This window comes from Streptomyces sp. RK9 (assembly GCF_045070545.1).
Lineage (GTDB): Bacteria > Actinomycetota > Actinomycetes > Streptomycetales > Streptomycetaceae > Streptomyces > Streptomyces alboflavus.
In genome coordinates this window covers 831,006-845,267 of sequence record NZ_CP173703.1, presented here as the reverse complement: position 1 = coordinate 845,267, position 14,262 = coordinate 831,006, and the positions used below count along the sequence as shown (strand labels likewise).

Sequence of the window (14,262 nt, the reverse complement as noted above, 5' to 3'; positions counted from 1 at the left end):
CTTTGGTCCATCCCTTGACCCTCCGCGTGGGACGGGCTGAAGTGATCGCCTCAAGGGCTCGTCCTCAAACGCCGGACGGGCTGCAACGGTTACCCCGAACCTGAAGGAGTTGTGTTGAGCGAGTCGTACCGTCAGCCCGGGGTCGTGCTCACCGATCGGCGGTTCAGTGTGCCGTTGGATCACGATGTGCCCGGTGGTGAGCGGATCGAGTTGTTCGGCCGGGAGTGTGTCGCGGCGGGGCGCGAGGGCGCGGAGCTGCCGTGGCTGGTGTACCTCCAGGGTGGGCCCGGCTTCGGTGCCAACCGGTTCAGCGGGAAGCAGGCGTGGCTAGGGCGCGCGCTGCGCGACTACCGCGTGCTGCTGCTCGACCAGCGCGGCACCGGCAGCTCCACCCCCGCCAACCGGCAGACGCTGCCGCTGCGCGGCGGGCCGCGTGAACAGGCCGACTACCTCGCGCACTTCCGCGCCGACGGGATCGTGCGCGACTGCGAGGCGATCCGGACCGAGGTCACCGGCGGCGCGCCCTGGACCGTCCTCGGCCAGAGCTTCGGCGGCTTCTGCACGACGCATTACCTGTCGGCCGCGCCCGAGGGACTCGCGGCGGCCCTGATCACCGGCGGCCTCCCGACCCTGGACGGGCACGCCGACGACGTGTACCGCGCCGCGTACCCGCGCATGGAGCGCAAGTCCCTGGCGCACTACGCGCGTTACCCCCAGGACGCCGAGCGGGCCCGCCGCATCGCCGAGTACGTGGCCGAGCACGAGCCCGTCCTGCCCGGCGGCTACCGCTTCACCACCGAGGCGTTCCAGTCCCTCGGCATCCTGCTCGGCACCGGCGACGGCACCCACCGGCTGCACTACCTCCTGGAGGACGCCTTCGTGCGCACCCCGGCGGGCCACGCCCTGTCGGACGCCTTCCAGGAGACCGTCCAGAGCATCCTGTCGTACGCCGGGGCGCCGCTGTACGCCCTGCTGCACGAGGCCTGCTACGCCCAGGGCGGGCGGCCCACCGCCTGGTCCGCGGAGCGGGTGCGGGCGGAGTTCCCGCGCTTCGACGCGGGCAAGAGCCTCGCGGACGGCGCCCCGCCGCTGTTCACCGGCGAGGCCGTGCAGCGCTGGATGTTCGACTCCGACCCCGCCCTGCGCCCGCTGCGGGAGACGGCCGACCTCCTCGCCGACCGCGTCGACTGGCCCGCGCTGTACGACCGTTCACGCCTCGCCGCGAACGAGGTGCCGGTGGCCGCGGCCGTCTACCACGACGACCTGTACGTCGACACCGAGCACTCCCTGGACACCGCCCGCACGATCCGGGGGCTGCGCACCTGGGTCACGGACGAGTACGAGCACGACGGCCTGCGGGTGAGCGGGCCGCGGGTCCTCGACCGGCTCATCGGCCTGGTGCGCGGCGAACTCTGAACCGGCCTCTGAACCGGCCTCTGAACCGGCAATGGCGCACTGCGACGCGGCGAGCGGCGCGCGCTGACCTGGGGATGTGACCTCGTGGTGCCCGGCGCGCGCGGTTAGGCTGCGGCCATGACCGACCAGCAGAGCAGTGCCGCCGAGCCCACGCAGCTCACTCCCATGCCCGAGGACTGGCAGCGGGCCCTCGCCGTCGTCGCCCACCCGGACGACCTGGAGTACGGCTGCGCCGGCGCCATAGCCGCGTGGACCGACGCCGGGCGCGAGGTGGTGTACGTGCTCGCCACGCGCGGCGAGGCGGGCATCGACACCCTCGCGCCCGCCGAGGCCGCGCCGCTGCGCGAGCGCGAGCAGCGGGCCAGCGCCGCCGTCGTCGGCGTGGACACCGTCGAGTTCCTCGACCACAAGGACGGGGTGATCGAGTACGGCATCGCGCTGCGCCGCGACATCGCCGCCGCCATCCGCAAGCACAAGCCCGAGCTGGTCATCACCCTCAACCACCGCGACACCTGGGGCGGCGTCGCCTGGAACACCCCCGACCACGTCGCGGTCGGCCGCGCCACGCTGGACGCCGCGTCCGACGCGGGCAACCGCTGGATCTTCCCCGAGCTGTCCGAGCAGGGCCTCGAACCGTGGGACGGCGTGCGCTGGGTCGCCGTCGCGGGCACCAACGCGCCGACCCACGCCGTGGACGCGACCCCCGGCCTGGAGCGCGCCATCCAGTCCCTCCTGGAACACCGCGCGTACATCGAGGTCCTCACCGACGAGGACCCCGAGAAGTACTGCCGCACCTTCCTCAGCGGCTTCGCCGAGCAGCTCGCGCCCCGCTTCGGCGGCAAGCCCGCCGTGGCGTTCGAGGTCTTCAGCCGGTGAGCACCCGCCCGTAGGCTGACGGTACGTCAGATACGTACCGTCGGCGCGGGAAGAGGGTCGGACCGGTGATCGACACCGTCAGCACGGACATCCCGGAGGGCGCGGAGCGGCGGCTGCGCCTCGACGTCGAGGACGGCGTCGGCGTCCTCACCCTCTGCCGCCCCGCCCGGCTCAACGCCTGGAGCTGGGAGTCCACCCGCCAACTCGGCCTGTACGCCGACCGCATCCGCTTCGACGACGCGATCCGCGTGGTCCTGCTCCGGGCCGAGGGACGGGCGTTCTGCGCGGGCATCGACATCACCGCGCCGGGCGGCGCCATCACCGGCCGCTCGGCCGCGGAGCGCACCGCCAACTACTACGAGGGCATCCGCTGGGCGCACGAGCGCTTCCGGGCCTTCGCGGGCCTGCCGCAGCCCGTCGTCGCCGCCGTGCAGGGCTACTGCCTTGGCTTCGGCTTCGAACTCGCCCTGATGGCGGACGTCCGGATCGCCGCCGACGACGCCGTGTTCGCACTCCCCGAGGCCCGGCTCGGCGTCGCCGTCGACGCGGGCGGTGACCTGCGCGTCGCCCGGGACGCGGGCGCGGGCTGGGCCAAGTACCTCGCCCTGACCGGCCGCCGCATCGACGCCGCCACCGCGGCCCGCCTCCACCTCGCCCAACTCGTCGTCCCCCGCACCGACCTGGAGCCGGCCGCACGGGACGTGGCCGCCGAGATCGCCGCGAACGCGCCCCTCGCCGTACGGGGCGTGAAGCGGGACATCGACGCCTACGCGGACGCGGGTCTCGGCCGGTCGCTGGACCGCGTGGCGATGACGGCGGCGGTCACGCTGACTTCGGAGGACGTGGGGGAGGGGTACGCGGCGAAGGCGGGTGGGCGGGAGGCGGAGTTCGAGGGGAAGTGAGGGGGCCTGGGGTTCGGTGGGGGCGGGGCGGGCCCGCTTTGGCCGCGCCACGAAGGCAGGGCGGGGCGAGCCCGCTCAGGTCGCGTCACGAAGGCGCGCGTCCTGCCGGGGTTGCGTCACGGTCGGGCGAGCCGCGCCCCGGGGCGGGCAGGGGGCGTTCCTTGCTCAGGCTCGGGCAAGGCGGTGTGCGCCTCGTCCGCGGCGCGTCACGGTGGTGTGGGACCTGCCCGAGCCGGGCAGGAGGGGCGGTCCTCGCGCTCAGGCTTAGGCAAGCAAGGTCGTGTGCGCTCCGCCTGAGCCGCGTCACGGTGGTGTGAGCCCCGTCCGGGGCGGGCAGGAGGGGCGCTCCTCGCTCAAGCCCAAGCAGGGCGGTGTGCGCCGCCCGCGCCTCGTCACGATGGCGCACGCCTCGCCCGGCCCTCTCATGACGGCGCGCCCCCAGCCCGCTCCGGCGGGGACGCCCGGCCCAACTGCTCCCGCAGCGGCACCACCGGTGGGTTCACCACGGCCCGCCGCTGCCAGTTCGCCCCGTCGACCACCAGCGTGTGGCCCGTGATGAAGCGGGCGTACGGGGACGCGAGGAACGTGGCCGCCCAGCCGAGTTCGCGCGGCGCGCCCACGCGGAGGGCGGGCTGGCGGGCGGCCAGGGTGTGGTCGGGGCCGAGGCCGTCGCGGATGTCGGGCGTCATGTCCGCGTGCGGCATCAGGCCGGGGACGAGGCCGTTGACCTGGATGCCGTACGGCCCCCATTCCACCGCGAGGGTCTCGACCAGGCTGCGCACGCCCGCCTTCGCCGCCGCGCTGTGCGCGAAGCCGGGGCCGCCCGTCCAGGCGTAGGACGCGCCGATGTTGATGACGGAGCCGGGCGCGCCCGCCGCGAGATGGCGGCGGGCGAACTCGCGCGTCATGAAGAACGTGCCGGTGAGCGTCGTGTCCAGGACCGCGCGCCAGGCGCCCGGGGACATCTCCTCGGCGGGCACGGGGAAGTTCGCCGCCGCGTTGTTCACCAGGACGTCCGGCAGGCCGTACGCCGACTCCGCGGCCTCGAACGCGGCGGCGGCCAGGTCCGGGTCGCGGATGTCGCACACGGCCGTCGCCACGCGCCCGCCGAGCGCGGCCAGTTCCGCGCGGGCCGCGGCGAGGCGGGGCGCGCTCCGGCTCGCGAGCACCAAGTCCGCGCCGAGCCGGGCGAATTCGGTCGCGATGGCGAGGCCGAGGCCGCTGCCGCCGCCGGTGACCAGGACGACGGTGCCGTCGAAGGTGCCGGGCGGCAGGGCGCTCGCGCCGGGCGGGGGAGGGGCGGGGAGGCCGGGGGGCGGGGGTGTGGCGGTGCCGTCACTCGTCATGGACGCCATCGATAGCGCGACGGCCCGCAAAGCTCCAGAGGCGGCGCGGGGCAGCGCGGAAGGCGTCGCGGGGCAGTGCCGGGCAGTGCTGCACAGTGCGAGGCGAGGCGAGGCGAGGCGGGGCGGGGCAGGGCGTCGGTGCTGGATTGACATACCGGCTTGCTGATTCTGCAATAGGGGCATGGGAAGCCGAAAGAAGTCCGACGTCACCGACCCGCACGACGCCACCCCTGCCTCCGGCCCGCACGACGCCACTCTCGCCCCCGACTCCGCATCCGGCGACGACACCGACAAGGTCCTCACCGCCGTCGGCCCCCGCCTCCGCAAGATCCGCAAGGAGCGCGGCGCCACCCTCGCCGGTCTCTCCGAGGCCACCGGCATCTCCGTCAGCACCCTGTCCCGCCTGGAGTCGGGCGGGCGCAGGCCGAGCCTCGAACTGCTCCTGCCCATCGCCCGCGCCCACCAGGTGCCCCTCGACGAGCTGGTCGGCGCCCCGCCGGTGGGCGACCCGAGGGTGCGGGCCAAGCCGATCGTCCGGCACGGGCGGACGATGGTGCCGCTGACCCGGCAGCCCGGCGGGCTCCAGGCGTACAAGGTCATCGAGCCCCCGCGCTCCGACACGCCCGACCCGCGGACCCACGAGGGCTACGAGTGGCTGTACGTCCTCTCGGGGCGCCTTCGCCTCGTGCTCGCCGAGCACGACGTGGTGCTCGGCCCCGGCGAGGCGGCGGAGTTCGACACGCGTGTGCCGCACTGGTTCGGGTCGACGGGGGAGGGTCCGGTGGAGTTCCTGAGCCTCTTCGGGCCGCAGGGGGAGCGCATGCACGTACGGGCGCGGCCCGCCGCGAAGGGCGGCAAGGGGGAGTAAGGGGGGAGGGCGAGAGGGCGCCGCCGGTGCGGGCCGTGCTGTTCCCTTCTGGGCAAGCGACCGCTTAGTATGCATCCTGAGCACGGTCGACTACAGCGTGGAGGCCCCGCATGCGCGCATGGCACGTACACCGCAACGGCGAGCCGGGCGAGGTGATGCGGCTCGAAGAGGCGGAGCGGCCCGTGCCCGGCGACGGGCAGGTGCTCCTGAAGGTCCGCGCCGCGAACATCAACTTCCCCGACGCGCTGCTCTGCCGTGGGCAGTACCAGATCACCCCGCCGCTGCCGTTCACGCCGGGCGTGGAGATCTGCGGCGAGACCGAGGACGGGCGGCGCGTCATCGCCAACCCCGCGCTGCCGCACGGCGGTCTCGCCGAGTACGCCGTCGCGGACGCCGCCGCCCTGCTGCCCGCGCCGGACGCCCTCGACGACGCGGAGGCCGCCGCGCTGCACATCGGCTACCAGACCGGCTGGTTCGGCCTGCACCGGCGCGCGCACCTCAAGGAGGGCGAGACGCTGCTCGTGCACGCGGCCGCGGGCGGCGTCGGCAGCGCCGCCGTCCAGCTCGGCAGGGCGGCGGGCGCCCGCGTCATCGGCGTCGTCGGCGGCCCGGACAAGGCCGAGGTCGCGCGCGGGCTCGGCTGCGACCTGGTCATCGACCGGCGCGCGGACGACATCGTGGGCGCCGTGAAGGAGGCCACCGGCGGCCGCGGCGCCGACGTCGTGTACGACCCGGTCGGCGGCGACGCCTACGCCAAGTCCGCCAAGTGCGTGGCCTTCGAGGGCCGCATCCTCGTCGTCGGCTTCGCGAGCGGCGCCATCCCGACGCCCGCCCTCAACCACGCCCTGGTGAAGAACTACTCGATCGTCGGCCTGCACTGGGGCCTGTACAACACCAAGGACCCCCGCGCCGTCCTCGAGTGCCACGAACACCTCACCGAGCTGGCCGCGAAGGGCGCCGTCAAGCCCCTGGTGAGCGAGCGGCTGCCGCTCGGCCGGGCCGCCGCGGCCGTCCAGCGCGTCGCCGACGGCACCACCACCGGCCGCGTCACCGTGCTGCCCGCCCTCCCCGAGGAGGCCGCCGCATGACCGACGCCGCCGCGCTCCGCCGCCGCACCCAGGACCTGCTCGCCGCACACCCCCCGGCGACCACGGACCGCATCGACTTCCTGAAGGCCCGCTTCGACGCCGGACTCGCCTGGGTGCACTACCCCGAGGGCCTCGGCGGCCTGGGCGCCCCGCGCACCCTGCAGGCCGTCGTGGACGCCGAGTTGGAGGCCGCGGGCGCGCCCGACAACGATCCGCGCCGCATCGGCATCGGCCTCGGCATGGCCGCGCCCACCATCCTCGGCTTCGGCACGGACGAGCAGAAGCGCCGCTTCCTGCGGCCCCTGTGGGTCGGCGAGGAGGTGTGGTGCCAGCTGTTCAGCGAACCCGGCGCCGGATCCGACCTCGCGGCGCTCGGCACCCGCGCCGTCCGCGACGGCGAGAGCTGGAACGTGGACGGGCAGAAGGTGTGGACGTCCAGCGCGCACGTCGCCCGCTGGGGCATCCTCATCGCCCGCACCGACCCGGACGTGCCCAAGCACCGCGGCATCACGTACTTCATCTGCGACATGACCGACCCCGGCGTCGAGGTGCGGCCGCTGCGCCAGATCACCGGCGAGGCCGAGTTCAACGAGGTCTTCCTCAGCGGCGTGCGCATCCCGGACAGCCGCCGCCTCGGCGCGGTCGGCGACGGCTGGAAGGTCGCGCAGACCACCCTCATGAACGAGCGCGTCTCCATCGGCGGCATGCACATCCCCCGCGAGGGCGGCATGATCGGCCCCGTCGCCGAGACCTGGCGCGCACGCCCCGAACTGCGCACCCACGACCTGCACCAGCGCCTGCTCACCCTCTGGGTGGAGGCGGAGGTCGCCCGGCTCACCGGCGACCGCCTCCGCCAGCAGCTCGTCGCGGGCCAGCCGGGCCCCGAGGGCTCCGGCATGAAGCTCGGGTTCGCCCGCCTCAACCAGGAGATCAGCGGCCTGGAGGTGGAACTCCTCGGCGACGAGGGCCTGTTGTACGACGACTGGACGATGCGCCGGCCCGACCTGGTCGACTTCACCGGGCGCGAGGCGGGATATCGCTATCTGCGCTCCAAGGGCAACAGCATCGAGGGCGGGACCAGCGAGGTGCTGCTCAACATCGTCGCCGAGCGTGTCCTCGGCCTGCCGTCGGAACCGCGCACCGACAAGGACGTCGCCTGGAAGGACCTGACCCGATGAGTGACCTGCTGTACACGGAGGAAGAGGAGGCGCTGCGCTCCGCCGTGCGCTCCCTGCTCGCCGACCGCTGCGCCCCGGCCGACGTCCTCGCCCGCGCCGAGTCGGACCGGCCGCACGACCGCGAGCTGTGGAAGACCCTCGCCGACAGCATGGGCCTCGCCGGGCTCCTGGTGCCCGAGGACCGCGGCGGCCAGGGCGCCTCGCACCGCGAAGCGGCCGTCGTCCTGGAGGAGTTGGGGCGCGCGGTGGCGCCGGTGCCGTACCTCACCAGTGCCGTCATCGCCACCGAGACGCTGCTCGCCTGCACCGGTGACGCGGCGGCGGAGCTGCTCGCCGCGCTCGCCTCCGGCCGCACCGTGGGCGCGCTCGCCGTGCCGTTCGCCACCGCGCCGGGCGCGGTCCACGCCCGGGTCCGGCACGAGGGCGGCGCCCTGCGCGGCGAGGTGACCGGCGTCGCGGACGCGGTCGGCGCCGACGTCCTGCTCGTCCCCGCCGACGGCGGCCTCTTCGCCGTCGACACCGGCCGCGACGGCGTCACCGTCACCCCGCTGACCTCCCTCGACCGCACCCGCCCGCTGGCCACCGTCACCCTCGACGGCGCCCCCGCGCGCCCGCTCGCCGAGGGCGCGGAAGCGGACTCGGCCGTCCGCCTCGGCCTGCGCTCCGGGGCCGGACTGCTCGCCTCCGAGCAACTCGGCCTCGCCGAATGGTGCTTGACGGAAACCGTTGCCTACCTGAAGGAGCGCCATCAGTTCAACCGGCCCGTCGGCTCCTTCCAGGCGCTCAAGCACCGCCTCGCCGAGCTCTGGCTGCGCGTGGTCAACACCCGCGCCGCGGCCCGGCACGCCGCCGACGCCCTCGCCACCGGCAGCGACGAGCCGAACCTCGCGGCGGCCCTCGCGCAGGCCTACGCGGCCCCCGTCGCGGTGCGCGCCGCCGAGGAGGCGCTCCAGCTGCACGGCGGTATCGGCATGACGTGGGAGCACCCCGTCCATCTGTACCTGAAGCGGGCCAAGGCCGACTCGATCGCCCTGGGCACGGCGGGACAGCACCGGACGGAACTGGCCGACCTGATCGACCTCCCCGCGCCCGCAACGCCCTGACCTGGTCGTAGTCCCAGGGGCGTATGGGACCCGGCCATTACCCGCCCATTACATGAGGCATAATTGCGAGCCGTTCGCAATAACACTTGATCTTGTGTAGGGGTGTGGAGCATGAGGGCCGGATCGATACGTGGCACCGGTGCCGTCGCGGCGGCGGCCGCACTGGCGGTCGCCGCCACGGCCTGTTCGGCGCCGGACGACGACAAGGGCGGCGGCGCCAAGACGTCGGCCGTCGTCGGCATCGCGTACGAGCCCGAGACCCTGAGCCCGCTCCTCGGCTACGGCAAGGACGGCAACTCCAAGATCTTCGACGGGCTGCTCACGCACGACGCGGACATGAAGCTGCGGCCCGCGCTCGCCGCGAAGCTGCCGAAGGTCGGCGACGACGGCAAGACGTACACGTACGAGCTGCGCAAGGGCGTCAAGTTCAGCGACGGCAAGCCGTTCACGGCCAAGGACGTCGTCTTCACGTACGAGACCATCCTCGACAAGAAGACGAACAACGCCTCCAAGACCGAGCTCGACGCCCTCAAGAGCGTCGAGGCCAAGGGCGACGGCACCGTCGTCTTCCACCTGAAGTACCCCTACGCGCCGTTCGCCGAGCGGACCGTCCTGCCCATCGCGCCGCAGCACATCGCGGGCAAGCAGGACGTGAACACCGGCTCCTTCACCACCAAGCCCGTCGGCACCGGACCGTACGAGCTGGTGAAGTGGTCCAAGGGCGAGAAGCTCGTCTTCAAGGCCAACCCCGGCTACTGGGGCGGCGCGCCGAAGGTCAAGAACTTCACCATGGCCATCGTCAAGGACGACGACGTGCGCGCGACCCGCCTGCGCACCGGCGACCTCGACGGCGCCATCCTGCCGCCCAACCTCGCCAAGACCTTCGAGTCCGACGGCGGCAAGCAGACGTACGCCGCCAAGACCTTCGACTACCGCGTCGTGACCCTGCCGACCGGCAACAAGGTCGCGGGCGACACCGCCGTGCGGCGCGCCCTCGACGTCGGCGTGGACCGCAAGACGATGGTCGACCAGATCCTGGAGGGCGCGGGCAAGGAGGCCTACGGCCCGGTGCCGACGGACAGCCCCTGGTTCACCAAGGGCACCGAGCGGAAGTTCGACGTCGAGAAGGCCAAGAAGATCCTCGACGACGCCGGCTGGAAGCCCGGCAAGGACGGCATCCGCGAGAAGGACGGCGTCCAGGCGAAGTTCCCCCTCTGGTACCTCACCGGCGACAAGCTCCGCCAGGACCACGCCCTCGCCTACGCCTCCGACGCCAAGAAGCTCGGCATCAAGGCCGAGGTGCAGTCCGGCACCTGGGAGGTCATCGAGCCCCGCATGGCCAAGGACGCGGTCCTCGCGGGCGGCGGCTCCCCGGCCGACCCGGACTTCGACCAGTACACGCTCCTGAACTCCGCGCTCGCCGGTGACGGCTTCAACAACATGGCGCACTACGACAACCCCAAGGTCGACAAGGCCCTGGAGGACGCCCGCAGGAGCGGCGACCATGCGAAGCGCCAGGCCGCGTACGACACGATCCAGCGCGAGCTGGTCAAGAACCCCGGCTACACCTTCCTCACCCACATCGACCACCTGTACGTGGTGAACAAGTCCTTCGGCGAGCTGTCCACGCAGGTCGAGCCGCACGACCACGGCCTCGCGTCCGGCCCGTGGTGGAACGTCGAGGACTGGCAGCCGAACAAGTGACGTCGGCGCCCACCGAGTCCGCCGACCCCACCGAGTCCGCCGGGCCCGCCCCGGCGGCCGGGCGGGGGCGGCGCGCGCTGCCCTGGGGCCCGATGGCGCGGCTCGCGGGACGGCGGGCGGTGTTCGCCGTCCCCGTCCTGCTCATCGTCACCTTCGGCGTCTTCGCCGTCGCGGAGGCCTCGCCCTTCGACCCCGTCAAGGCGTACGCGGGCACGGCCGGGCTCACCGCGTCCCAGGAGAACCTCGACCAGCTGCGCGCCAACCTCGGCGTCGACAAGCCGCTGGTCGAGCGCTGGTGGGACTGGCTGACCGCCGCCCTCCGGGGCGACTTCGGGGACTCCCACACGCTGCGCCAGCCCGTCGCCGACGCCATCGGCGAGCGCATCGGCTGGTCGGTGCTCCTCGCCGCGACCGCCTTCGCCCTCGCGATCCTGCTCGGCTCGGCCCTCGGCGTGCTCGCCGCGCGCCGCCCCGGCGGCTGGCTCGACCGCTGCGTGACCTCGCTCGCGTACACCCTGGAGGCCGCGCCGCCGTTCTGGCTCGGCCTGCTCGCCGTGTGGTTCTTCGCCCTCAAGCTGGGCGTGCTGCCCGCGGGCGGCCTCACCGACACCTCCAGCACGGTGGTGACGGCCGGGCAGGTCACCCACCACCTCGTCCTGCCCGCTGCCGTCCTCGCCGTCTCCCAGCTTCCCTGGTTCGTCCTGTACGTACGCCAGGGTGTCGGCGACGCCCTCGGCGACGACCCCGTCCGGGGCGCCCGCGCGCGCGGCCTCGCCGAGCGGACCGTGCTCCTCAAGCACGCCTTCCGCTCCGGCATGCTGCCCGTGCTCACCCTCGTCGGCTCCCGTGTGCCCGAGCTCATCACCGGCGCGCTCCTCGTCGAGACCGTCTTCAGCTGGCCCGGCATCGCCGCCGCGACCGTGCAGGCCGCCACCTCCGTGGACTTCCCCCTGCTCGCCGCCCTGACCGCGCTCGCCACCGTCGCGGTCCTGCTCGGCAACCTCCTCGCGGACCTGCTGTACGGGCTCGCCGACCCGAGGGTGGGATTCGATGGCTGACACCCGCAGTCCGCAGGCCGAGGTGTCGAAGGCCGGCGCCGCCACCCAGGTCACCTGGCGCTCCGCGACCGGCCGCGCCGCCGCGGGCACCCGCAGGCAGTCCCGCTCCACGCGCGCGTGGCGGGTCTGGAGCTCCGCCGCGATCGTCGCGGCCGTCGTCCTCGCCGTGCTGATCGTGCCGCCCCTCGTCGACCTCGACGAACAGGCCGTGCACCTCGCCGACAAGCTCCTGCCGCCGTCCCTGGAGCACCCCTTCGGCACCGACGACGTGGGCCGCGACCTGCTTCTGCGGTGCGTGTACGGGCTGCGTGTCTCGCTGCTCGTCGGCGTGGTCGCCGCCGTCGTGGCCACCGTCATCGGCACCGCCGTGGGCGCGCTCGCCGCCGCGTCCGGCGGCTGGGTGGACCGCGTCGTCATGCGCCTCGTGGACGTCTTCTCGTCCGTGCCGCACCTGCTGCTCGGCATCTTCATCGTGGCGATGTTCCGGCCCGGCGTCTGGCCCGTCGTGATCTCCGTGGCCCTCACGCACTGGCTGTCCACGGCCCGCATCGTGCGCGCCGAGGTCCTCTCGCTGCGCTCGCGGCCCTACATCGACGCCGCCGTCTCCGGCGGCGCGTCCCGCTGGCGCGTGACCGTGCGGCACCTGCTCCCCGGCGTCCTGCCCCAGGCCGGGCTCGCCGCCGTCCTCATGGTCCCGCACGCCATCTGGCACGAGTCCGCCCTGTCCTTCCTCGGCCTCGGCCTGCCCACCCACCAGGCCAGCCTCGGCACCCTCGTCCAGGGCGCCCGCAGCTCCCTCCTGGCCGGCGACTGGTGGCCCACGCTCTTCCCCGGCCTGTTCATCATCGTGCCGACCCTCGCCATCGCGGGCCTCGCGGGCGCCTGGCGCGACCGGATCAACCCGCGCCGCCGATCGGAGCTGATGCTGTGAGTGGGTCGCCCACCGGGGCCGAGTCGGCCGTGACCGAGACCGAGCCCGCCGCGACCGACCGGACGGCGGCGGCCGAAGCCGGGACAGACGCGGCCGCCACTGCCGTGGATGCCGACGCCGTGGCGGCGCCCCCGCCCGTCCTCTCCGTACGCGGCCTCTCCGTCCGCTTCCGCATGCGCGGCGGCGCCCACGTGGCCGCCGTCACCGACGCGCGGTTCGACCTCGCCGCAGGCGAGTGCCTCGCGCTCGTCGGCGAGAGCGGGTGCGGCAAGTCCGTGCTGGCCTCCGCGCTGCTCGGCCTGCTGCCCGAGAACGCCCAGACGGCCGGGGCCGCGCTCCTCGGCGACGGCACCGACCTGCTCACCGCCGACGAGCGCACCCTCGCCCGCACCGTGCGCGGGCGGCGCGTCGGCCTCGTACCGCAGAGCCCGGCCGCGCATCTGACGCCCGTCCGCACCGTGCGCTCCCAGCTGGAGGAGACCCTGCGGGAGCTGACGGGCGTGCGCCGGCCCGCGCTGCGCAAGGCGGGCGAGGCCGCCGCCGAGCGCGCCGCGTTCCCCGTCGGGCACCTCGACCGCTACCCGCACGAGCTGTCCGGCGGGCTCGCCCAGCGCGCCGCGACCGCCCTCGCGCTCATCGGAGACGCCCCGCTGCTCCTCGCCGACGAGCCCACCACCGGCCTCGACCGCGAGCTGGTCGACCGCACCGTCGACGAGCTGCGGCGGCACGTCGGGGACGACCGCGCGCTGCTGATGATCACCCACGACCTGGCGGCGGCCGAGCGGATCGCCGACCGCGTGGCCGTGATGTACGCGAGCCGCATCGTCGAGATCGCCGACGCCGCCGACTTCTTCGGCGAGCCGGGGCCACGCCACCCCTACGCGCGCGGGCTGCTGGACGCGCTGCCCGACCGGGAGTTCAGGCCCGTCCCCGGCATGCCGCCCGAGCTGTCCGCGCTGCCCGAGGGGTGCGCGTTCGCCGCGCGCTGCGAGCGGGCCGACGAGGCCTGCGCGGTCGTGCCCGCGCTCCCGGCGGCGCCCTCGTCGGGCGCCGCCTGCCACCACCCGGTCGCCGCCGCCCTGGAGGCGTCCCGTGCTTGAACTGCGTTCCCTGACCGCCGGATACGACCGCCGCGACCCCGTCGTCCGCGAGGTCAGCCTGACCGTCGGGCCCGGCGAGTCCGTCGGCCTGCTCGGCCCCAGCGGCTGCGGCAAGTCGACGCTCGCGCGCGTCGCGGCGCTCCTGCACCGGCCCGACCGGGGCGAGGTCGTCATCGACGGCGAGCCCGCACGCGGCTGGCGCCATCGCGCGCCGCGCGCCCAGCGCACCGCGTTCGGCGTCGTCTTCCAGCAGCCCCGGCTCTCCGCCGACCCGCGCCTCACCCTCACCCAGCTCATCGCCGAACCCCTGCGCGCCACCGGACGAGGCGCCGAGGCCCCCGACCGCGTGCGGGACCTCGCGCGCACCGTCGGCCTCGGCGAGGACCTGCTCACCCGCCGTCCGCACGAGGTCAGCGACGGCCAGCTCCAACGCGCCTGCCTGGCCCGCGCCCTGGTCCTGCGCCCGCGCTGGCTCATCTGCGACGAGATGACGGCGATGCTGGACGCGTCGACGACGGCGGCGCTGGTGACGGCGGTGGAGGACTACCGCGCGGACAGCGGCGCGGGCCTCCTCGCGGTCGGCCACGACAAGGTGCTCCTTGAGCGGTGGTGCGACCGGACGGTGCACTGGGACGAGCTGACGCGGGCGTAGGGGCGGCGGCAGGACCGACCAGCTCCGCCTCGCGGTCCGC

At 74.3% G+C, this 14,262-nt stretch carries 13 protein-coding genes; 12 read left to right on the top strand and 1 reads right to left on the bottom strand.

Annotation, left to right across the window (positions count from 1 at the left end):
• Positions 1–114 precede the first annotated feature (114 nt).
• The 3 genes from AB6L24_RS03585 to AB6L24_RS03575 all read left to right on the top strand — a co-directional run bounded on the left by AB6L24_RS03585 (position 115) and on the right by AB6L24_RS03575 (position 3,194).
• A complete protein-coding gene (locus tag AB6L24_RS03585; RefSeq protein WP_405651992.1) occupies positions 115–1,416 on the top strand; it encodes an alpha/beta fold hydrolase in 1,302 nt (433 codons plus the stop codon).
• 117 nt (positions 1,417–1,533) lie between these two features.
• A complete protein-coding gene (locus AB6L24_RS03580; protein ID WP_405651990.1) occupies positions 1,534–2,292 on the top strand; it encodes a PIG-L deacetylase family protein in 759 nt (252 codons plus the stop codon).
• Positions 2,293–2,357: 65 nt separating this feature from the next.
• Entirely contained in the window at positions 2,358–3,194 is an 837-nt protein-coding gene (locus AB6L24_RS03575) for an enoyl-CoA hydratase/isomerase family protein (RefSeq protein ID WP_405651988.1), read from the top strand.
• A 422-nt stretch (positions 3,195–3,616) separates the two neighbouring features.
• Here the strand turns inward: AB6L24_RS03575 and AB6L24_RS03570 are convergent, their stop codons facing one another.
• Positions 3,617–4,540 (bottom strand): SDR family oxidoreductase, encoded by a 924-nt coding sequence (locus tag AB6L24_RS03570; RefSeq protein WP_405651986.1) that lies wholly within the window; start codon positions 4,538–4,540, stop codon positions 3,617–3,619.
• 181 nt (positions 4,541–4,721) lie between these two features.
• Between AB6L24_RS03570 and AB6L24_RS03565 the strand changes: the two genes are divergently transcribed.
• From AB6L24_RS03565 to AB6L24_RS03525, 9 genes are all read left to right on the top strand, one after another.
• On the top strand, positions 4,722–5,408 hold the full coding sequence (locus AB6L24_RS03565; RefSeq protein ID WP_405651984.1) for a helix-turn-helix domain-containing protein: 687 nt from the start codon (positions 4,722–4,724) through the stop codon (positions 5,406–5,408).
• A 110-nt stretch (positions 5,409–5,518) separates the two neighbouring features.
• Positions 5,519–6,496, top strand: coding sequence for an NADPH:quinone oxidoreductase family protein (locus tag AB6L24_RS03560; protein WP_405651982.1), 978 nt, complete (start codon positions 5,519–5,521; stop codon positions 6,494–6,496).
• Complete coding sequence (locus tag AB6L24_RS03555; RefSeq protein WP_405651980.1) at positions 6,493–7,674, top strand: acyl-CoA dehydrogenase family protein; 1,182 nt, start codon at positions 6,493–6,495, stop codon at positions 7,672–7,674. The genes AB6L24_RS03560 and AB6L24_RS03555 overlap by 4 nt, the downstream gene beginning before the upstream one ends.
• Entirely contained in the window at positions 7,671–8,777 is a 1,107-nt protein-coding gene (locus tag AB6L24_RS03550; protein ID WP_405651978.1) for an acyl-CoA dehydrogenase family protein, read from the top strand. Before AB6L24_RS03555 ends, AB6L24_RS03550 begins: the two co-directional genes overlap by 4 nt.
• A 111-nt stretch (positions 8,778–8,888) precedes the next feature.
• Positions 8,889–10,481 carry an ABC transporter substrate-binding protein gene (locus AB6L24_RS03545; protein ID WP_405651976.1) on the top strand — a complete coding sequence of 531 codons (1,593 nt, stop codon included), beginning with the start codon at positions 8,889–8,891 and terminating at the stop codon, positions 10,479–10,481.
• Between the two features lie 92 nt (positions 10,482–10,573).
• Positions 10,574–11,539: an ABC transporter permease gene (locus AB6L24_RS03540; protein ID WP_380845012.1), complete on the top strand. Its 966-nt coding sequence runs from the start codon at positions 10,574–10,576 to the stop codon at positions 11,537–11,539.
• The gene (locus AB6L24_RS03535) at positions 11,532–12,470 is read left to right on the top strand and encodes an ABC transporter permease (protein ID WP_405651974.1); all 939 of its coding nucleotides are present in this window, start codon (positions 11,532–11,534) and stop codon (positions 12,468–12,470) included. Before AB6L24_RS03540 ends, AB6L24_RS03535 begins: the two co-directional genes overlap by 8 nt.
• On the top strand, positions 12,467–13,570 hold the full coding sequence (locus tag AB6L24_RS03530; RefSeq protein WP_405651972.1) for an ABC transporter ATP-binding protein: 1,104 nt from the start codon (positions 12,467–12,469) through the stop codon (positions 13,568–13,570). Before AB6L24_RS03535 ends, AB6L24_RS03530 begins: the two co-directional genes overlap by 4 nt.
• On the top strand, positions 13,563–14,222 hold the full coding sequence (locus AB6L24_RS03525) for an ABC transporter ATP-binding protein (RefSeq protein WP_030363802.1): 660 nt from the start codon (positions 13,563–13,565) through the stop codon (positions 14,220–14,222). Before AB6L24_RS03530 ends, AB6L24_RS03525 begins: the two co-directional genes overlap by 8 nt.
• Positions 14,223–14,262: the final 40 nt, after the last annotated feature.

Bases quoted from the DNA above. Each gene is read 5' to 3' on its own strand.
- AB6L24_RS03580 (WP_405651990.1), top strand. From the start codon at position 1,534: ATGACCGACCAGCAGAGCAGTGCCGCCGAGCCCACGCAGCTCACTCCC.
- AB6L24_RS03570 (WP_405651986.1), bottom strand. From the start codon at position 4,540: ATGACGAGTGACGGCACCGCCACACCCCCGCCCCCCGGCCTCCCCGCC.
- AB6L24_RS03565 (WP_405651984.1), top strand. From the start codon at position 4,722: ATGGGAAGCCGAAAGAAGTCCGACGTCACCGACCCGCACGACGCCACC.
- AB6L24_RS03560 (WP_405651982.1), top strand. From the start codon at position 5,519: ATGCGCGCATGGCACGTACACCGCAACGGCGAGCCGGGCGAGGTGATG.
- AB6L24_RS03555 (WP_405651980.1), top strand. From the start codon at position 6,493: ATGACCGACGCCGCCGCGCTCCGCCGCCGCACCCAGGACCTGCTCGCC.
- AB6L24_RS03550 (WP_405651978.1), top strand. From the start codon at position 7,671: ATGAGTGACCTGCTGTACACGGAGGAAGAGGAGGCGCTGCGCTCCGCC.
- AB6L24_RS03545 (WP_405651976.1), top strand. From the start codon at position 8,889: ATGAGGGCCGGATCGATACGTGGCACCGGTGCCGTCGCGGCGGCGGCC.
- AB6L24_RS03540 (WP_380845012.1), top strand. From the start codon at position 10,574: ATGGCGCGGCTCGCGGGACGGCGGGCGGTGTTCGCCGTCCCCGTCCTG.
- AB6L24_RS03535 (WP_405651974.1), top strand. From the start codon at position 11,532: ATGGCTGACACCCGCAGTCCGCAGGCCGAGGTGTCGAAGGCCGGCGCC.